This is a genomic window from Actinophytocola glycyrrhizae (assembly GCF_042653545.1).
GTDB classification, from domain to species: Bacteria; Actinomycetota; Actinomycetes; order Mycobacteriales; family Pseudonocardiaceae; genus Actinophytocola; species Actinophytocola glycyrrhizae.
In genome coordinates, this window is sequence record NZ_JBHSIS010000007.1 from 476,434 (window position 1) to 495,214 (window position 18,781).

At 70.8% G+C, this 18,781-nt stretch carries 15 protein-coding genes; 5 read left to right on the plus strand and 10 right to left on the minus strand.

From position 1 onward, the window contains the following. Positions 1–9 precede the first annotated feature (9 nt). From ACFPCV_RS18090 to ACFPCV_RS18100, 3 genes are all read left to right on the plus strand, one after another. A complete protein-coding gene (locus ACFPCV_RS18090) occupies positions 10–1,212 on the plus strand; it encodes a substrate-binding domain-containing protein (protein WP_378057370.1) in 1,203 nt (400 codons plus the stop codon). A 7-nt stretch (positions 1,213–1,219) separates the two neighbouring features. Beyond that, on the plus strand, positions 1,220–2,071 hold the full coding sequence (locus ACFPCV_RS18095; protein WP_378057371.1) for a sugar phosphate isomerase/epimerase family protein: 852 nt from the start codon (positions 1,220–1,222) through the stop codon (positions 2,069–2,071). A gap of 95 nt (positions 2,072–2,166) precedes the next feature. Next, positions 2,167–8,169, plus strand: a complete 6,003-nt coding sequence (locus tag ACFPCV_RS18100; RefSeq protein WP_378057373.1) for a ThuA domain-containing protein — start codon at positions 2,167–2,169, stop codon at positions 8,167–8,169. Between the two features lie 145 nt (positions 8,170–8,314). On the opposite strand, the gene ACFPCV_RS18105 is transcribed toward ACFPCV_RS18100, so the two are convergent. Then, entirely contained in the window at positions 8,315–8,683 is a 369-nt protein-coding gene (locus ACFPCV_RS18105) for a hypothetical protein (RefSeq protein WP_378057374.1), read from the minus strand. 396 nt (positions 8,684–9,079) lie between these two features. On the opposite strand from ACFPCV_RS18105, the gene ACFPCV_RS18110 reads away from it, so the two are divergent. Then, entirely contained in the window at positions 9,080–9,253 is a 174-nt protein-coding gene (locus ACFPCV_RS18110) for a hypothetical protein (RefSeq protein WP_378057375.1), read from the plus strand. Here ACFPCV_RS18110 and ACFPCV_RS18115 read toward each other — a convergent pair. Both ACFPCV_RS18115 and ACFPCV_RS18120 read right to left on the minus strand, forming a co-directional pair. Then, entirely contained in the window at positions 9,241–11,118 is a 1,878-nt protein-coding gene (locus tag ACFPCV_RS18115) for a Na+/H+ antiporter (protein WP_378057376.1), read from the minus strand. The genes ACFPCV_RS18110 and ACFPCV_RS18115 overlap by 13 nt on opposite strands. A 27-nt stretch (positions 11,119–11,145) precedes the next feature. Beyond that, entirely contained in the window at positions 11,146–11,808 is a 663-nt protein-coding gene (locus ACFPCV_RS18120) for a YbhB/YbcL family Raf kinase inhibitor-like protein (protein ID WP_378057377.1), read from the minus strand. A 119-nt stretch (positions 11,809–11,927) separates the two neighbouring features. Between ACFPCV_RS18120 and ACFPCV_RS18125 the strand changes: the two genes are divergently transcribed. Then, positions 11,928–12,389, plus strand: coding sequence for a DUF4383 domain-containing protein (locus ACFPCV_RS18125; protein ID WP_378057466.1), 462 nt, complete (start codon positions 11,928–11,930; stop codon positions 12,387–12,389). An 87-nt stretch (positions 12,390–12,476) separates the two neighbouring features. Here the strand turns inward: ACFPCV_RS18125 and ACFPCV_RS18130 are convergent, their stop codons facing one another. The 7 genes from ACFPCV_RS18130 to ACFPCV_RS18160 all read right to left on the minus strand — a co-directional run bounded on the left by ACFPCV_RS18130 (position 12,477) and on the right by ACFPCV_RS18160 (position 18,780). Continuing rightward, positions 12,477–14,024 (minus strand): MFS transporter, encoded by a 1,548-nt coding sequence (locus ACFPCV_RS18130; RefSeq protein ID WP_378057378.1) that lies wholly within the window; start codon positions 14,022–14,024, stop codon positions 12,477–12,479. A gap of 249 nt (positions 14,025–14,273) precedes the next feature. Further along, positions 14,274–14,471, minus strand: coding sequence for a hypothetical protein (locus tag ACFPCV_RS18135; RefSeq protein ID WP_378057379.1), 198 nt, complete (start codon positions 14,469–14,471; stop codon positions 14,274–14,276). A gap of 73 nt (positions 14,472–14,544) precedes the next feature. Beyond that, positions 14,545–15,849, minus strand: coding sequence for an MFS transporter (locus ACFPCV_RS18140; protein WP_378057380.1), 1,305 nt, complete (start codon positions 15,847–15,849; stop codon positions 14,545–14,547). 9 nt (positions 15,850–15,858) lie between these two features. Then, positions 15,859–16,605, minus strand: a complete 747-nt coding sequence (locus ACFPCV_RS18145; RefSeq protein ID WP_378057381.1) for an ABC transporter permease — start codon at positions 16,603–16,605, stop codon at positions 15,859–15,861. Then, complete coding sequence (locus tag ACFPCV_RS18150) at positions 16,605–17,369, minus strand: ABC transporter permease (RefSeq protein ID WP_378057382.1); 765 nt, start codon at positions 17,367–17,369, stop codon at positions 16,605–16,607. The genes ACFPCV_RS18145 and ACFPCV_RS18150 overlap by 1 nt, the downstream gene beginning before the upstream one ends. Beyond that, positions 17,362–18,135, minus strand: coding sequence for an ABC transporter ATP-binding protein (locus ACFPCV_RS18155; protein WP_378057383.1), 774 nt, complete (start codon positions 18,133–18,135; stop codon positions 17,362–17,364). Before ACFPCV_RS18155 ends, ACFPCV_RS18150 begins: the two co-directional genes overlap by 8 nt. Then, the gene (locus ACFPCV_RS18160; protein ID WP_378057384.1) at positions 18,136–18,780 is read right to left on the minus strand and encodes an isochorismatase family protein; all 645 of its coding nucleotides are present in this window, start codon (positions 18,778–18,780) and stop codon (positions 18,136–18,138) included. Position 18,781 lies beyond the last annotated feature (1 nt).

The following is an 18,781-nucleotide window of genomic DNA, read 5'->3' on the forward strand; positions in this document are numbered from 1 at the left end:
GAGGAACCGATGCGGAGAACGCATGGCCTCGTCGCAGGCTTAGCCGCCGCGGCACTCACGCTGACCGCCTGCGCCACCGACGCCCCGACCGACCAGCCACCCGGCGGGGGCGGTGAGACGGAGCAGGAGCAGTCCGCTGACGGCGAGTGGTTCGTCAAGGCCGAGTACGACAGGCAGCTCGCCCAGCGCGACGAGGAACCACAGGGCCCGGCCGACCAGCCGTGGCTGCAGATGATCGAACCCGAGCTGGTCGACACCGCGGAGTACAAGCAGGACGGCAAGACCCTCTGCTTCTCCAACGCCTCGGTGTCCAACCCGTGGCGGGTCACCGGCTTCATCACCATGCAGCAGCAGGTGGAGGTCCTCAAGCAGGCGGGCGAGATCAGCGACTTCCGTGTCTCCGACGCCGGGGACGACGACAACCAGCAGATCTCCGACATCCAGGCGTTCGTGGACGCCGGTGACTGCAACGCGATCATCATCTCGCCGTCCACCACCGCCACCCTCACCCCGGCCGTCGAGACGGCCTGTGAGAGCGGGGTGCCGGTGATCGTGTTCGACCGCGGTGTCAACAGCGACTGCATGGTCACGTTCATCCACCCGATCGGCGGCTACGCCTACGGCGCGGACGCGGCCGAGTTCCTGGTGGAGAAGCTGGAGCCGGGGTCGAAGGTCCTGGCGCTGCGCATCCTGCCCGGCGTCGACGTGCTCGAGCACCGCTGGGCCGCGGCGCAGCAGATCTTCGGGGACAGCGACCTCGAGGTGCTCGGCGACGAGTTCACCGGCGGCGACGGCGCGAAGATCAAGGACATCGTCACCCAGTACCTGCAGCGCGGCGACGTCGACGGCATCTGGATGGACGCCGGGGACGGCGCGGTCGCTGCGGTCGAGGCGTTCGAGGACGCGGGCAAGGACTACCCGGTGATGGCCGGTGAGGACGAGCTGTCGTTCATGCGCAAGTGGAAGGACACCGGCATGACCGCGATCGCGCCGGTGTACTCGAACTTCCAGTGGCGCACGCCGGTGCTGGCCGCGGTGAAGATCTGGAAGGGCGAGCAGGTGCCGAGCGAGTGGGTGCTGCCGCAGGAGCCGATCACCGACGCCGACCGGGACGAGTTCCTCGAGCGCAACAAGGACATGCCGAGCCTGCACTACGCGAAGTTCGGTGGCGAGGACCTGCCGGGGTTCCCCAACGCCTGGAAGGACCGCTGAGGACACGATGAGGCACGCCATCGGCGTCAACACCTGGGTGTGGCGCTCACCGCTCTCCGACGCCGCGCTGGCGGAGCTGGTGCCGAGGATCGCGGGCTGGGGGTTCGACGTGGTCGAGCTGCCGGTCGAGAACCCCGGTGACTGGGACCCGGCACGGGCGAGGGCGCTCCTCGCCGATCACGGGCTGGCCGCCTCGGTCGTGCTCGTGATGGGGGAGGGGCGGGAGCTGGTGGCCGCCGACGCCACCACCGTGCTGTCCACTCAGGACTACCTCCGCCACGTCGTCGACGTGGCGGAGGTGGTCGGGTCCCCGGTGATCGCCGGACCGGCGTACGCGTCGGTCGGCCGCACCTGGCGGATGTCCGACGAGGAACGGCGGACGCGGTACGCCGAGTTGCGCGACGGGCTCGCGCCGGTCGCCGAGCACGCGGCGGCGGCCGGGATCCGGGTCGGCCTCGAACCGTTGAACCGCTACGAGACCAGCCTGCTCAACACCGTCGACCAGGCACTCGACGCGCTCGACGGGCTGCCGGAGAGCTGCGGGATCGCGCTGGACATCTACCACATGAACATCGAGGAGACCGACGTCGCCGCCGCCGTCCGCAGGGCGGGGCCGCGGCTGGTGCACGTCCAGGTGTGCGCCAACGACCGCGGCGCGCCCGGCGCGGACCACCTCGACTGGCCCGGTTTCCTCGCGGCACTCGACGAGACCGGCTACGACGGCCCGCTGGTGATCGAGTCGTTCACCGCGGAGAACGCGACCATCGCGACCGCCGCCTCGGTGTGGCGTCCGCTGGCACGGACGCAGGACGCCATCGCCACCGACGGTCTGGCGTTCCTGAGGAGGGTGATGCGTTAGGCCAGTGCTCCCCGACGGCGCCGGCACGCCGCGCGGGTCATGACACCGGAACGAGTTCCCGCTGCTGTCACCTCAGTGGAGAGGTCCCCACGCTCATGAACCTACGCAGATCCACGGCGACCGCGGTAGCGGGCGCCATGGCGATCTCCATGCTCGGCGCGGCGCCCGCGACCGCCCACCCGGGCGAGCACGGCGAAGCGCACGTCCTGATCTTCACCAAGACCACCCAGTTCCGGCACACGGAGGCGATCGAGCAGGGCGTGCCCGTGCTCACCCAGACCTTCGCCGACGCCGGCATCACCTCGGAGCACACCGAGGACTCGTCGGTGTTCAACGACACCGACCTCGCGCACTTCGACGCGCTCGTCATGTTCCAGGCCTCCGGCGATCCGTGGAACGCCGAGGAGAAGGCCGCGTTGGAACGTTACATGCAGGCGGGCGGCGGCATCGTCGCGATCCACAACGCGACCGACATGCGCGGCAACTACACCTGGTGGGACACCATGATCGGCGCGCTCATGCCCGGTCACGCCGCCACCGGCTCGAGCCCCGGCCTCCCGGGCACGGTCCGCGTCGAGGACCGCACACACCCCTCGACCAAGCACCTTCCGCAGCGCTGGGACCGCGCCGACGAGTGGTACAACTTCTCGGCCAACGTCCGGGGCGAGGCCCACGTGCTGGCCACGATGGACGAGTCGACCTACGACCCCGGCTCCAACGGGATGGGTTACGACCACCCGATCTCGTGGTGCAAGCCCTATGACGGCGGCCGCGCGTGGATGACCGGAATGGGTCACTTCGGTGCGCACTACACGCAGGAACCCGCGCTGGTGCAGCACATCCTCGGCGGTGTGAAGTACGCGGCCGGTATCGAGGCTGGCGACTGCGGCGGCACCGTGTGGGACCAGTTCGAGCGCGTGCCGCTGGACCAGAACACGAGCGCGCCGTACGCGATCGACGTCGCGCCGGACGGCCGGGTGTTCTTCACCGAGCTGGTCCGCGGCCAGATCCGCGTGTACGACCCGGAAGCACGGACCACCTCGACCGCGATCACCATCCCGGTGTACTCCGGCGGTGAGGACGGCCTGCTCGGCATCACGCTCGATCCGGGCTTCGCCGACAACGGCTGGCTGTACGTGTACTACTCGCCGGCGAGCGACGACGACACCGACCCGGCGAACTTCGTCAACCGGTTGTCCCGTTTCACCGTGGGTGAAGGCTCCCAGATCGATCCCGCTTCGGAGAAGGTCCTGCTCGACGTGCCCGCGCGGCGGCTGCCCGACGAGCCCGGTCACACCGGCGGCGGCCTGGACTTCGGGCCGGACGGCTCGCTGTACCTCGGGGTCGGCGACGACGTGAACCCGCACTCGGAACCCTCCGGCGGCTACGCGCCACTGTCCGAACGCGACGGCACGTTCCACGACGCGCGGGCCACCTCGGCCAACACGAACGACCTGCGCGGCAAGGTGCTGCGGATCGTCCCGCAGGCGGATGGCACCTACACCATCCCCGAGGGCAACATGTTCGCGCCGGGCACGGAGAAGACCCGGCCGGAGATCTACGCGATGGGCTTCCGCAACCCGTTCCGGTTCGCGATCGACCCCAAGACCGGTTCGCTCGGCGTCGCCGACTACGCACCGGACAACGGCACCGACAACCTCGCGAACCGAGGGCCTGCGGGCATCGTCGAATGGAACCTCATCACCGAGCCGGGGTTCTACGGCTGGCCGCTGTGCATGGGCGACAACGAGCCGTTCCGGGACGTCGACTACCGGACCAACCCGGTGACGGTCGGTGCGTTCTTCGACTGCGCCAACCCGGTGAACGACTCGATCCGCAACACCGGGCTGGTGAACCTGCCGCCTGCGAAGCCCGCGCAGCTGTGGTACGGCTACCAGCGTTCGTCGGTGCCGGAGGTCATCCCGGCCGGCGGCGGTCTCGCCCCGATGGGCGGCCCGTTCTACGACTACGACCCGGACCTGGCGTCCGACACCAAGTTCCCGTCCTCGTACGACGGCAAGGCGTTCTTCTACGAGTGGTCGCGGAACAAGATGTACTCGATCATCCCGGACGAGGCGGGCACGGGTGTCGAGAAGGTCAACCCGTTCCTGCCGGAGACGCAGTTCCTCGCGCCGATCGACTCGAAGTTCGGGGCCGACGGCTCGATGTACGTGCTCGACTGGGGTGGCGGCTTCGGCCGGGACAACCCGAACTCGGGCCTGTACCGCGTGGACTACGTGTCCGGGTCCCGGTCCCCGACGGCGAAGGCGGTCGCGACCCCCGACTCCGGGCACGCGCCGCTCGACGTGACGTTCGACGGTGAGTCGAGCACGGACCCGGAGAACGAGGCGCTCACCTACGCGTGGGACTTCACCGGCGACGGCACGACCGACTCGACCGAGCCGTCGCCGTCGTTCACCTACGGCGAGAACGGCGTCTACGACGCGCGGCTCACGGTGACCGACCCGCACGGCAAGACCGGCACCACGACGGTGCCGATCACGGTCGGCAACACCAGACCGGAGGTGGACTTCCAGCTCCCGCCGAACGGCGCGTTCTTCGACTTCGGTGACGAGGTCTCCTGGCAGCTGGACGTCTCCGACGCCGAGGACGCGACGATCGACGACGCGGACGTGGTGATCCAGCCCGCGCTCGGCCACGACGAGCACGCGCACCCCGGCGAGCCGTTGCACGGCAGAACGGGTTCGGTCGTGACGTCGCTGGGCGGCGGCCACGGCGAGGGCATGAACGTCTTCTACGCGATCGACGGCCGGTACACCGACGCGGGCGGCGAGGGCGGCATTCCCGCGCTCACCGGCTCGGACAACACGCTGCTGTTCGCCAAGCAGCGCGAGGCCGAGTTCTTCGACCGGTCCTCCGACGTCACCGTCGGCCCGTCGCGGGACGTGGAGGGCCACGGCGACGCGATCACCGGCCAGAACGGCGCCTGGGCTGCGTACCACCCGGTGAACCTGCACAACGTGGACGCGCTGGTGGTGCGGGCGTCGGCCAACGCGGCCGGTGCGATCGAGCTGCGGCGGGACGCACCGGACGGCCCGCTGCTGGGCACCGCGCAGCTCCCCGCCACCGGCCCGGTGTCCTATGTGGACGTGCCGGTCGCGGTGACCGACCCCGGCGAGACGTTCACGCTGTACGCGGTGTTCCCCGGTGCCGGGGAGCGGCGGCTGAACTTCGTCGAGGCCGACGGCAAGGGCGTCTCCCCGACGTCCAAGCCGAAGGTCGCGGTGACCGCGCCGACCCCGGAGGCCGACCTGGAACCGGGTGCGGTCACGGTGCGGGCGTCGGCGACCGACGCGGAGAACACGGTAACGAAGGTCGAGTTCTTCTCCGACGGCCAGTCGATCGGTGCCGACACCTCGGCCCCGTACGAGGTCACCTGGAACGCGGCGAACGAGGCGCGGTACCGGCTCACGGCGGTCGCCACCAACGACAAGGGCGCGTCGACGACGTCCCGCATCGTGCAGGTGGAGGTCGGTGACCTGTACGGCGCGTGGCAGACCTACAGCAACGTCACCGCCACGTTCGACCGGCCGGACACCGACACGTGGGTCGTCGACGCCGGTGGCGCGAACATGTGGCAGGGCACCGACGAGTACGGCTCGGTGTACCTGCCGGGCGCGGCGGGCACCGAGTGGACGGCCACGGTGAAGATCGAGCGGCAGGGCAACTCGGCAGGCTCGGCGAAGGCCGGGATCATCGTCCGCGACGACGTCACGCAGCTGGGGAGGTCCCCGGGTTACGCGATGCTGGCGATCCGGCCCAGTGGCGGGTTCGAGTGGCTGCGCGACAGCGACGGCAACGGCCAGCTCGACGCGAGCACCGGTGCGAGCTCCACGTCGTACCCGGCGTGGGTGCGGCTGGTGCGCGACGGCGACCAGTACACCGCGTACTGGAGCAAGGACGGCGAGAGCTTCACCGCCGTCGGCGACCCCGTGACGCTGCCGGCCGCCGGGTCCGTCCAGGACGTCGGGCTCGCGGTGACCGCGCACAACGCGGCCGCCACCAGCGAGGTCGAGTTCACCGGCTGGACGCTCTCGGACGAGGCGTGGACACCGGGCCCCGGCCCGGAGCCGGAGCCGGGCCCGACCTGTCTCGTGCAGGGCACCGACGCGTTCGACGGCGACTCGCTGAACCGCACCAGGTGGTCCACGGTCCGGAACGGACCGGACCTGCCGGTGCGGATCGAGGGCGGCAAGCTGGTGCTGCCGGTGACGAACGGCGACATCAACGAGGCGGCCGAAGGGCCGATCAGCTTCGTCGGCCAGGCGATGCGGCCCGGCGAGTGGACCGCGACGACCACGGTGTCGCTCGCGCACACCCGAGGGTGGCAGCACGCCGGGATGCTGGTGCACGGCGGCGACGACGACTACGTCAAGCTGGCGTTCACAGCCAACAGTTCCGGCGGCAGGCTGCTCGAGTTCCAGACCGAGGCCGACGGGAGCAGGACGTGGCATGCCAACGTGGCACTGCCCGCGGACTTCCCGTCGACCGCGCACCTGAGGCTCGCCAGTGACGGGACGAGCCTGAGCGCCGCGTACTCGACCGACGGGCAGGACTGGACCGAGCTGGCCGGTTCGGCTGCCGTGCTCGCGGGCGCGAAGGTCGGGCTGGTGGCCGCGGGTGACACCGCGGCACACAGCGTGGACGCCGTGTTCGACCACTTCACGGTCACGCCGGACACCACCGAGACCGGTGAGCGCGACGCGGCCGACGAGTTCGACGGCGCAGGGCTCGACGGGTGCCGCTGGACGAACGTGGTGCGCTACGACTCGGGCCACGTCTCGCTGGCGGGCGGGCAGCTGAAGATCCAGACGCAGCCCGGCGACATCAACGGTGCCGACAACGGCTCGCCACGCAACTTCGTGCTCCAGAAGGTCCCGGCCGGGGACTGGACGATCGAGACGAAGGTGACCCCGACGATGCTGCACCGGTGGCAGCTGGCCGGTCTGATCGTGTACGGCGGCGACGACGACTACGTCAAGTTCGACGTGGTCGCGCAGAACGCGAGCGGCACGGCACGGAACCTGCACGCGGAGCTGGTGTCCGAAAAGGACGGCCAGTTCGGCAACGGTGGCAACCGGAACATCGACATCGCGGACTCGTCCGAGAGCGGCTGGTTCTTCCTGCGGCTCACGAAGACGGGCAACGAGTACGCGGCGGAGATCAGCGACGGTGGCGTCAACTGGACCTCGCTCGGTGACCCGGTCACCAACGACGCCGAGCTGACCTCGGCGGGCCTGATGGCGATCGGTCCGGAGCAGACCGCACCGGCGACGGTCGGGTTCGACTACTACCGGGTCGGCACGCCGGACCGCACCGCGCCGTCCGTCGAGGTCGCGGTGTCCACCCCGGACGGTGCGAACGGCTGGCACCGCACGGCGGCGTCGGTCACCGCGACGGCGACCGACGACCGGGAAGGCGAGGTCCGGGTCGAGTACCGGGCGGGTGCCGGTGAGTGGACGGCCTACACGGCACCGGTGGTGCTGGACCGGGACGGTGGCCACGCACTGGAGTTCCGCGCGGTCGACGCCGCGGGCAACGTCTCGGCCGCGGTCCCGGCGACCGCGATGGTCGACACGTCCGCACCGGCGGTGTCGGTGTCGGGGGTGGAGTCCGGCCGGGAGTACGTGGTCGGCACCGAGCTGACGCTGTCCGCAGCGGCGGCGGACCCCGCGTCGGGTGTCGCGTCGGTGCTGGTGGAGCTGGACGGCAAGCGTGTCCAGGCCCCGCTGTCCGTCACGCCGGTGGCAGGCGCGCACGAGCTGCGCGTCGTGGCCACCGACGAGGCGGGCAACGCCAGGGAGGTGAAGGTCCCGTTCGTCGTGGCGGTCACGTGGGACACCGCGGCCGACCTCCTGGTGCGGTACCGGATGGAAGGCAAACTGGGGCTGGCGAGCTACCTCCAGCTCTACGTCCACCTCGCGACCGCGGAGCACCTGGCCCGCGTGGGGCTGAACCGCCAGGCCGGGCAGGCGCTCGACCGTTTCACGAAGGTGGCGAACACGGTCCCGAACGCGGACACCCGCGCACAGCTCGTCGCGATCGCGACGGTGCTGCGGGCACCGCTGGCCGGGTAACCCGGACGGGGGCCGGTGCCGGCCGGTCCCCACCCCGGTGCTGGAGCCCGTCGGGTGCTCCAGCACCGGGGCCTTTCCCGGCCCCGATGCCCCGAAAGCGTCGTGCAGGGCAGTCGCAGGCTGAACCGCCCCGGTTCGGTGGGCCTCAGCGCCAGCGGGCGGAGTCGGCGTACTCGCGGTCCAGCGTCGCGTCGTCGGCGAGGCGGATCGCGGTCGTCGCCGCGGTGATCACGCTGTTGATCGCGGGTTCGGGACGGCCCTCCGTCGCGTGCGCGAAGCCCACCCGCAGCTGCGCCAGCACGGCCGCGACCGGGCCGTGGGGCGCGGCGGCCGCGGTGGCCGCGAGCTCGGCGTGGATCGGGGCCAGCTCGGCGAACAATCTGGCCAGTGTCTCGTTGACGTCCGCGAGGTCGCGTCCGCTGAGTAACAGCTTGCGTTGCGCTGTCTGCACCGCCGTCCGCAGCACCGGCGTGGGGTCACGGCGCTCGGTGACGTGTTTCGCTGTTCTAGTCACGGAATGTGATAATACGCTGCACATGCAATTTGCAGAAGGCGAATGCACGTGCATCACTCGTACGGCGGCTGCACGTGCACCCAGTTCTACTCCAGGTGGGCAGTGCGGTCACACGGCGACACGCGGTTTGCCCGGTTTGTGCGCGATCGGGTGGCGCAGGACGAACACCGACGGGTCCGCCACACCTCGGCCCGGTTGCGTGCACAACGAGATCGGCCAGCGGAGAAGCACCGGCAGACCGCGCAGGCCGCGTGGACCAGTGCCCTGAAAGGCGCGTTGAGGGCGCTCAGCGCCCTCAACGCGCCTTTCAGGGCACGAGCCGCGGCGCAGGAGCGGGCGCTGCCGTTTGTCCACCCCGGGCCGGGGGTACGGCCTCGGACGGAAAGGGAGGTTCCGATGCGACGAGAAAGCGACCAGCACTCCCCACGTGAGGACGACCAGCTGAAGTCCGAGATGGACGGCATGCTGAAGGGCACGGGCCCGACGCGCGCAGAGGAGTGGGCCGATCCGGAGCCGCCGGCTGACGACGACCCGGATGTGCCACCGTTCGACGACGGTCAGCCGAGCTGACTGTCCACATAGCACCAGCGCCACGTCTCACCCGGCTCGAAGCTGCGCATCACCGGGTGCCGGGTGTCGTGGAAGTGGCTCGCGGCGTGCTTGCGCGGTGACGAGTCGCAGCACGCGACGGTGCCGCAGTCGAGGCACAACCGCAGGTGCACCCAGGTGGTGCCCTCCTCGACACACGCGGTGCACACGTCGGCCGCGGAAGGACGCACCTCCGGCCGCGGCCGGTCGAGGTGCCTGCACGAGCCCGCGGTCGCCACCGGGGTGCGCAGCTCGCGGTGGGACAGCACCTCCGCGTCGTCCTCGCGGTCCAGCATGGACTCCTCGATGTCGAGCCGTTCCAGGATCCTGCGCAGCACCACGTCGTCGGCCTGGCCGGTGTCGCGGGCCTTCAGCGCCTGCTCCCGTTCGGTCTTCATCAGCTCGGTGCGCAGCCTGCGGTAGGCGTCGCTGGGGGTCTCCGCGAGCGCGCTCTGCCTGCCGAGCTGTTCCCACGCCGAGTCGGTGCGGTCCTGCAGCCGGTTCCGCAGCCGGGCGATGACCTCCGGCGGGTCGTCCGGGTTGCGGATCTCGTCGAGGCGTTCGAGCGCGACCGCGCCCATGTCGTTGAGCACGGCCGCCTCCTGCAGCGCGTCCTCGGCCGGGTCGGGTGGCTGCAGCGCCAGCCTGCGGACCAGGCGGGGCAGCGTCATGCCCTGGACGACCAGCGTGCCCGCCACCACCACGAACGCGGCGAGCACCAGCACCGCGCGTTCGGGGGTGTCCGCGGGCAGGATGAACGCCGCGGCCAGCGTGACCACGCCGCGCATGCCCGCCCACGCGATCACCGCCGAGTAGCTCCACGGCCACACATGCCCGCGTCTGCCGGTGAGCTTCCTGCTGATCCGTTTCACCGTGCCGATGCCGAGCAGCCACACGATGCGGGTGCCGATCGTCGCGGCGAGCACCGCGGCGCAGATGCCCGCGATCGTGGCCGTGGACAGCGAGCTGTCGGCGACCTCCTCGCCGATCTGCCGCACCTGCAGCCCGATCAGCAGGAAGACCATGTTCTCCAGCAGGAACTGGATGGTCTGCCAGTTGTGCCTGCTCGCCAGCCGTGCCTGTCCGGACAGGATGGTCGGCGACCGGTGGCCGAGGATGATCCCGGCGGTCACCACCGCGAGCACCCCCGACCCGTGCACGACCTCGGCCAGCAGGTAGGCGACGAACGGCACCGCGAACGACAGGGCGGTGTCGGTCTCGAGGTTCTCGAGCCGGTTGCGCACGTAGGAGGCCACGACCCCGACCAGCAGCCCGGCGACCGCGCCGCCGACCGCGGCGAGCGCGAAGTCCAGCCCGACCTGCCACAGCGTCACCGACCCGGCGATGGCGGCGATCGCGGTGCGCAGCGCGACCAGCGCGGCCGCGTCGTTGAACAGGCTCTCACCTTCCAGCAGCCGGACCAGCTTGCGCGGCATGCCGACCCGCCGCGCGACCGCGCTGGCCGCCACCGCGTCCGGCGGCGCGACGACCGCCCCGAGCGCGATGCCCGCCGCCAGCGGCAGCCCCGGCACCACCGCCCACGCCACGAGCCCGACGCCGAACGTCGTGAACACCACCAGCCCCACCGACAGGAGCGCGATCGGGCCGCGCATCCTGCGGTAGTCCAGCAGTGAGGTCTGGATGGCCGCCGAGTACAGCAGCGGCGGCAGCAGCCCGACCAGCACGACCTCGGGCGACAGGTGGTAGCCGGGCACGCCGGGGATGTAGGAGGCACCCACACCGACCGCGATCAGGCACAGCGGCGCCGACCAGTCGAGTTTGCGCGCGACCGTCGTGACGACCAGAACCGCCACGACGAGCGCGACCACCTCTGCTGCGATGTGCACGCCACCATCATCACCCGGCGGCTGTGGTCAGCGGCCGAATCGTCCCACCAGCGTGCCGGTCGCCGTCGCGCGGTCGTCCAGAGTGGCCCGCAGGTCGGCGGCGGGCAGGTCCCTCGGCACGCGCTGGAGGTGGTCGAACGCGTACACCCGGAAGGAGTACCGGTGCGGTTCGTCGCCGACGGGCGGTTGTGGGCCGCCCCAGCCCTGCTCGCCGAACCCGTTGGTCTCCTGCGCGCCGGTCGGCGGCGGCTCACCCTCGTCGGCGGCCGTGACGTCCGGCTTGATGCCGGTGACGAACCAGTGCACGAACGGCCCGTCCGGCGCGTCCGGGTCCTCGCACAACAGCGCCAGCTCGGCGCTGCCGTCCGGCACCCCGTCCCATTCCAGCGGCGGTGAGATGTTGCCGTTGTCGTGCGCGAACCGCTCGGGCATCAGGTCGTGGTCGGCGAACGCACTGCTGCGCACGTGGATGACGTCCTGCGGATCGCGCGGTGGCGCACCGGCCCTCGGCCGTTGCGACTTCGGGCCGGCTGCCCGCTCGGGGTCACCGACTCGCGTCGGCGGGTGCTCACGCTGCAGTTCGGCGTTGGCCGCGTGGTCGGCGTGCTGGTCCGGCACCCCGTTGTCGTCGTACTCGGCCCGCAGGCGGGTGCGGTTGATGTCGTAGCTGTGGCTGCCTGGATCTGGCATCGGAAGCCCTCCCTTCTCAGGTCGACCGGTTCACCGGCGTACCCCGGAGGCGGGCCGCGTAACACCGGTTTGGGCAGGGGCGTGCCGGGTAGGCCGGTCCCATGTCAGGTCGGAAGCAGATGGGCGAGACCACCACACCACTCGGCCGTCCCGAGCCGGGCCGGATCGCGTCGGCCGCAGCCGGGGCGGTGTTCCTGCTGGTCGGCGTGCTCGGGTTCATCCCGGGGGTGACCACCGGCCTCGACGGCATGACCTTCGCCGGCCACGAGTCGACCGCCGAACTGTTCGGCGTGTTCGCCGTGTCCGTCCTGCACAACCTCGTGCACCTCGCGTTCGGGGTGGCCGGGCTGGCGCTCGCCACCACCGCGCGTGGTGCCCGGGTCTTCCTGGTCGGCGGCGGGCTTTTCTACCTGGCGCTGTTCGCCTACGGCCTGGTCGTCGACGCCTCGGCGGACATCGTGCCGGTCAACGCGGCCGACAACTGGCTGCACCTGTTCCTCGCGGCGAGCCTGCTGGCGCTTGCGTTCCTGGCCGGTACGCCGCGCAGGTCCACCAACACCCCGATCCACGCCCCGAACTGATTCGGGCTGGGTGTTTGGTGGGTTCATGCCGCGAACGCGAACCGCGGCTGGCTCCGAGGCCAGCCGCGGTCCGCTTGTCCTGGGTTGTCAGCCCACCAGTGCTGGGGCGGGTTCCGGTTCCGTCGTGGGTGCCGCCGGGCGGGACTTGCGCAGGACCACCATGCCGGCCACCGCGAACACGGCGACGACGACCGCGCCGATCGCGGCCACGGTGTGCAGACCGCTGGCGAACGCCTCGCGAGCAGGACCGAGCAGACCGGCGGCCAGCTGCTGGTCGAGCCCGGCAGCCACGTTGGTGGCACCGGCGATGCTCTCGGTCGCCTCGGCGGCGGCGCCACCCGGCAGGCCGGCGGGCAGGGTCAGCTCGTCGCGGTACACGGCGATGCCGACGCTGCCGAACAGCGCGATGCCCATCGCGATCCCGAACTCGCCGGTGGTCTCGGACATCGCCGAGGCCGCCCCGGCCTTCCTGGCAGGCACCGAGCTGATGACCATCTCGGTGCACAGCACCCCCTGCGGCCCCATGCCGAACGACGCGATCGACATGCCGACCACCACCAGCGCCACCCCGTCCGTCCCGACCCAGGTGAACAGCAGGATCCCGACCGAGGCGACGAGCATCCCGAAACCGAGGACGAACTCGGGCCGGATCCGCCCGGCCAGCCGCGGCGCGATCAACGACCCGACGACCACGGCAAGCGCCGGCGGCACCAGCACCACGCCCGCCTCCACGGCGGACAGCCCGGCCACCAGCTGCAGGTACTGGCTGACCAGCAGGAACACCCCGCCCATGATCAGCGCACCGATCGAAGCGATGCTCAGCGCCGCGCTGAACTTCCGGTTGCGGAACAGGCTCAGGTCCAGCATCGGCTCGGCCAGCGTCCGCTGCCGACGCACGAACGCCACACCCACCGCCAGCCCGCACACCAGCACCAGCAGGGTGCCGGCGGACGCCCCGTCCTTGGCGAACTCCTTCAGCGCGAACACGACCGGCAGCACGGTCCCGAGCGAGAGGACGACGCTGACCAGGTCCAGCCGGCCGGCCTGCTCGTCGCGGTACTCCGGCAGCAGCGCGGGCGCGGTGGCGAGCAGGAGGACCATGACCGGCACGGCGAGCAGGAAGACGGCGCCCCACCAGGCGGCCTCCAGCAGAAGGCCACCGACCAGCGGCCCGGTCACCATGCCACCCATGAAGCAGCTCATCCACACGGCGATCGCCACCCCGCGCTGCCGGGGGTTCGCGAACATGTTGCTGATCAACGCCAACGTCGACGGCATCAGCGTCGCGCCGGCGACCCCCAGCGCGGCCCTGGCCGCGATCAGCATCTCCGGACTGGTGGCGAACGCGGCCACCACGGAGGCCACCCCAAAGGCGGCCCCACCGAACATGAGGAGTTTTCGTCGCCCGATGCGGTCGCCCAGCGTCCCCATGGTCACCAGGAACCCGGCGACCATGAACCCGTAGATGTCGATGATCCACAGCAGCTCGGAACCGCTGGGCCGCAGGTCGGCAGCGAGGTGGGGGACTGCAAGGTGCAGGACGCTCATGTCGAGCGACAGCAGCAACGTCGGCAGCGCGAGCACCGCCAGCCCGATCCACTCCCGTCGCCCGGCCAGTGCGGTGGTCTCGTTCATGATCTTTGCTCCGTGTCCTCGGTGGTCTGTTCTCACCACCACGTCGGACCAGCGCGACGGATCTCGACATCACGCGCGGATGTTTTTGGCTCGAGTTCGGCTGAGTGCTGAAAGTGCGGGCCGAGGTGGGCGTCCGTGCCGGACGGGCCCCTTCGCGGCACGCGTGCGTGTCCCGGAAGACGCTTCGGGACGTTCGGCGTCGGCAAGGCGTCGTTCAGGGCATCGGCCGGCGGCCCACGTGTGGACGGGTCAGTCCGTGCCTCGGATGATGACGGTGTCCTCGTCCGGGGTTTCCGGTGTCTGGCGTGGGTCGCGGGCGGCCTGCCAGCGGGGCGAGCGGCCACCGATGGTGGTGGCCGGTTTGTTCTGTTCGCGTTCCCATCCGATGCCGGGGCACGCCGCCCGGAACTGGTTTCTGCGCACGATCTGCTCCTCGTCCGTGCTCACCCAAGTGTCAGGAGAGTAGGCAGCTTCGCACGAGATATACCCGAGAACCACTCTAATTCGCTGAGCGGTCGTGTCACTCCGGCAGGGCACGGCCGCGGGTTTCCGGGCAGAACGGCACCACCAGCATGCCGACGACGTAGATCAGGCCGAGCACGGTGGCCGCCGTGCCGTAGCCGCCCAGTGTCGCGATGATCGTGCCGGCCAGTAGCGGGCCGAGAAACGCGATGAACCGTGCCGCGTTGAACACGAAAGCGGCGCCGGTCGCCCGCAGGTGTGTCGGGTAGAACTCCGGCAGCCACACCGGCATCCACGTGTACTGGCCCAGCGTGAAGAACCCGTTCACCGCGCACAGCAGCAGCACCAGCGTCAGGTCCGAGGTCCACAGGAACAGCACCGGCGTCATGATCAGCGACGCCGCGAAGTAGGTGAACACGGTGCCCCTGCGGCCGAACCGGTCGGCGGCGAAACCGAGCGAGACGTACCCGGCGATGGCGCCCGCGTTGTAGATCATCCCGGCGGTCGACGCGTAGCTCTCCGGGGAGTGGCCGTCCTCGGCGGCGATGCTGCCGACGTACGCGGGCACCCACGTCGAGATGCCCCACCACGCGAGTGTGGTGACCGTCGACATGATCGAACCAAGGATCGTCAGGCGGCGCAGCGCCGGGTCGGCCAGGATCTGGCGCAGCGTGAACTTCGTGTACTCGCGTTCTTCGTCGGTCAGGGAGGACCGCTCCCGCAGGGACGCCCGGTGGGACGCCACTTTCGCCCACTTGTCCGATTCCGGCACGCCGCGCCGCAGCCACAGCGCGAAGAACGCGGGCAGCACCCCGAGGAGGAACATGTACCGCCACGAGTTCTCCCCCAGCGGGGCGATGAAGTGCCACGCCGCCGACGCCACGAAGAACCCGAGGCCGAGCCCGCACTGCATGAGCCCGGCCGCCTTCGCCCGCGCGTGCGGCGGCCACATCTCCGCGACCAGCGACGTGCCGGTGCCCCACTCCGACCCGAGCGTCACGCCGGTCAGCAGGCGCAGGATCAGGAACGACTCCCAATCCCACGCGAACGCCGACAGGCCGGTGAAGACCGAGTACAGCGTGATCGACAGCAGCAGGACGCGGCGGCGCCCGAGGTAGTCGGCGACGATGCCGCCGACGATCCCGCCCGCGCCCCAGCCGAGCAGGGTCACGGCGATGGTGAGTCCGATGTAGAACGCCGGGTTGCCGTCCGGGTGCAGCTGGCTGAGCGCGACACCCGCGGTGAGGATCAGCGCGTAGGTCTCGAACCCGTCGAACAGCCAGCCGAGGTTGGCGGCGATCAGCGCCCGCCACCTGGTCCGGTCCAGCGACCGGTACCAGGGCCCGGTGTCCACTTCGGTCATCCACAGCTCCTAGGTGGCCCCCCGCATGCGGTGGCTCACCGCGTTCTCGGCGCGCGTGACGACCCAGTTCACCACGAACCCCAGCACCCCCGCGATCGTGAGCAGCCCGTAGACCTGCGCGGACAGGAAGCTCGCCTGCGCGGCGCCCAGCGCGGCGCCGAGACCGTTCACCCGCGTCACGATCTCCACCAGCAGCGTGATGATCAGCGCCAGCGGTGCCGCCACCCGCACGCCCAGCAACACCGAGGGCAGCAGCGCCGGGGTGAGCACCTTCGTGATCCGGTCCCAACCGGACAGTCCGAGCGTGCGTGGCGTGTCCAGCAGCACCGGTGACAGCGATCGCCGCGCCGACCGGCACGTCAGCAGGATCGGCCACGTCGCAGGCAGTACCACGACCACCAGCTTCATCTGCGCCGTGTACCCGAGCACCAGCGCGGCCACCGGCACCAGCGACGCGGCGGGCAGCGCACGCAGGAACTCCAGGCTCGGCGACAGCGCCCGGTCCACCGGGCGCGAAGCGCCGACCAGCGTGCCGACGGTCGCGCCGAGCACGGTCGCGATCAGCAGTCCGAGCACGAACGTGAGCGAGGTGTCACCGATCGCCGGCAGCAGCTTGTCGCCGTCCACCAGCGGTTTCACCCCGTCGACCCAGGTGGACGGTGGCGGGAAGTACGGCGAGGACGGGTCGCCGAACACCTCCCACAGCACCAGCAGCAGTACCAGCGGGATGAGCCCGCGGACAGGAGTACCCCGCATCACGCCTCCCCGGCGGCGGCCAGCTGGCCGCGGAAGGTCAGCCTCGCCGCGCCCATGACGAGTCCGTTGAGGACGATCCCGGTGACGCCGATGACGAACACCGCCGCGAACATCTGACCCGGTTGCAACGCCTGTCCCTTCGTGACCAGCAGGAAGCCCAGCCCGGCCGGGTTGCCCACCATCTCGGCCACCAGCGTCAGCACCAACGAAGTGGACAGCCCCAGCCGCATGCCGACGACGATCGTCGCGGTCGCCGCAGGCAGGCGGATCTTCCACAGCACCGCCGGGCGGGACAGCTTCAGCACCCGGCCGGTCTCCACCAGCCTGGCCTCGGTGCGCATGCCGTTGACCGTGTTCAGCAGGATCGGCCACAGCGCCGCGTAGAACGCGACCATGATCTCGGTCTGCACGGAGAAGCCGAACAGCAGCACCGCGACCGGCACGAACGCGACGATCGGCAGCGCGCGCAGCGCCTCGAGGCTCGCCATCGAGTACGTCCACACCGGGCGGACCAGCCCGAGCACCGACCCGGCCGCCACGCCGACGAGGCAGGCGATGGCCCAGCCGGTGAGCGCGGCGAACAGGGTGTGCCCGAGCGCGGTGCCCAGCTCGCCGTTGCCGAGCAGCTCACCGAGCCCGACGGCCACCTCGGACGGTGGCGGCAGGTAGGTGAACGTGAGCAGCCCGGTGCGCACCAGCAGCTCCCAGAGTCCCAGCCCGAGCACGAACACCGCCGCGCCCAGCAGGTTCAGGCGTTCAGCCACGGGCGCGCTCACCGACCTTGTGACCGAGTGCGGAGTACACCTCGTGCCGCAGTTCGAGGTAGTCGGCGCGTTCCTTGGTGGCGATCTGGTCGCGGGGGCGGGGCAGCGGCACGTCGAGCGACAGCCCGATGTTCGCCGGGCTGCCGCTCAGCACGACCAGCCGGTCGGACAGGTACACGGCCTCCTCGACGTCGTGCGTGACGAACACGATCGTCGTGCCGGTCAGCTCGGCCACCTGCTGGAGCTGGTCCTGCAGCGACGCCTTCGTCATCGCGTCGAGCGCGCCGAACGGCTCGTCCATCAGCAGCACGCGGGGCCGCATCGCGAGCGCGCGGGCGATCTGCACCCGCTGCTGCATGCCGCCCGACAGCCGCCACGGGTACTCACCGTCCCGTTCGGACAGGCCGACCATCGCCAGCGCCTCGTCGACGCGTGCGTCCCGTTCGGACTTGTCGAGCTTCTCGATGCCCAGCGCCACGTTGCGGCGCACGGTCCGCCACGGCAGCAGCGAGTGCGCGTAGTCCTGGAACACCGTGACCACGCCGTCGGGTGGACCGGAGACGTCCACGCCGTCGCAGGTGATCCGGCCGCCCGTCGCGGACTGCAGCCCGCCGAGCACCCGCAGGAGCGTGGTCTTGCCGGACCCGGACGTGCCGAGGACCGACACGAACTCGCCCTTGTCCACGGTGAACCGGACACCGGACAGGATGTTCACCGGCCCGTTCGCGCCCGGCAGGGTGACCGAGAGGTCGTCGCAGGAGATCATCTAGCTTCCCATCAGCTCGATCGCTCGTCCGGTGTCCACAACGGACCCGTATTTCAGCTGGATGTCGAACAGGTTCGCCGCGTGCGCGAACTCCGACCGGTCGAAGCACGCGTCCTGGGCGACCAGCACGCGGAAGCCGTACGAGGCAGCGTCGACGACGGTGGCCCGCACACAGCCCGACGTGGTGGTGCCGCAGACGACCAGCGTGTCGACGCGGTGTTTGGTGAGGTAGGTGAGCAGTGGCGTGCCGAAGAACGCGCTCGCCTTCGCCTTCGCCAGCACGTACTCGTCGTCGCGTGGCACGAGCTCCGGTGGGAATGGCGCCGCGTGCACGCGCCGTGCCACCGCCGGGTCGTCCGACAGCTTCACCGCGCCGCCGACGAACACCGCGTCCGGTGCGGACCCGCACGTGAGCACGCGGGGAATGCCCAGCTCACGTGCGTGGTCCACCAGCCTGACGATGGCGGGCAGCCGGTCCCACCCGACCTGGCCGCAGCCGGTTGGGTAGGCCGGGTCGATGAACGACGTGGTCACGTCCACGACCAGCAGGCACGGCCGCTGCCCGACGGTCACCTCGCCGCCGAAACCGCGCCCGGCCAGCCGTTCCAGCTCACCGGCGGGCACGAACTCGTCCCAGACGGCCATG

Excerpts from the sequence above, each read along its gene's own strand:
- ACFPCV_RS18090 (WP_378057370.1), top strand. The coding sequence starts at position 10 with ATGCGGAGAACGCATGGCCTCGTCGCAGGCTTAGCCGCCGCGGCACTC.
- ACFPCV_RS18095 (WP_378057371.1), top strand. The coding sequence starts at position 1,220 with ATGAGGCACGCCATCGGCGTCAACACCTGGGTGTGGCGCTCACCGCTC.
- ACFPCV_RS18100 (WP_378057373.1), top strand. The coding sequence starts at position 2,167 with ATGAACCTACGCAGATCCACGGCGACCGCGGTAGCGGGCGCCATGGCG.
- ACFPCV_RS18110 (WP_378057375.1), top strand. The coding sequence starts at position 9,080 with ATGCGACGAGAAAGCGACCAGCACTCCCCACGTGAGGACGACCAGCTG.
- ACFPCV_RS18120 (WP_378057377.1), bottom strand. The coding sequence starts at position 11,808 with ATGCCAGATCCAGGCAGCCACAGCTACGACATCAACCGCACCCGCCTG.
- ACFPCV_RS18125 (WP_378057466.1), top strand. The coding sequence starts at position 11,928 with ATGGGCGAGACCACCACACCACTCGGCCGTCCCGAGCCGGGCCGGATC.
- ACFPCV_RS18130 (WP_378057378.1), bottom strand. The coding sequence starts at position 14,024 with ATGAACGAGACCACCGCACTGGCCGGGCGACGGGAGTGGATCGGGCTG.
- ACFPCV_RS18140 (WP_378057380.1), bottom strand. The coding sequence starts at position 15,849 with ATGACCGAAGTGGACACCGGGCCCTGGTACCGGTCGCTGGACCGGACC.
- ACFPCV_RS18145 (WP_378057381.1), bottom strand. The coding sequence starts at position 16,605 with ATGCGGGGTACTCCTGTCCGCGGGCTCATCCCGCTGGTACTGCTGCTG.
- ACFPCV_RS18155 (WP_378057383.1), bottom strand. The coding sequence starts at position 18,135 with ATGATCTCCTGCGACGACCTCTCGGTCACCCTGCCGGGCGCGAACGGG.
- ACFPCV_RS18160 (WP_378057384.1), bottom strand. The coding sequence starts at position 18,780 with ATGGCCGTCTGGGACGAGTTCGTGCCCGCCGGTGAGCTGGAACGGCTG.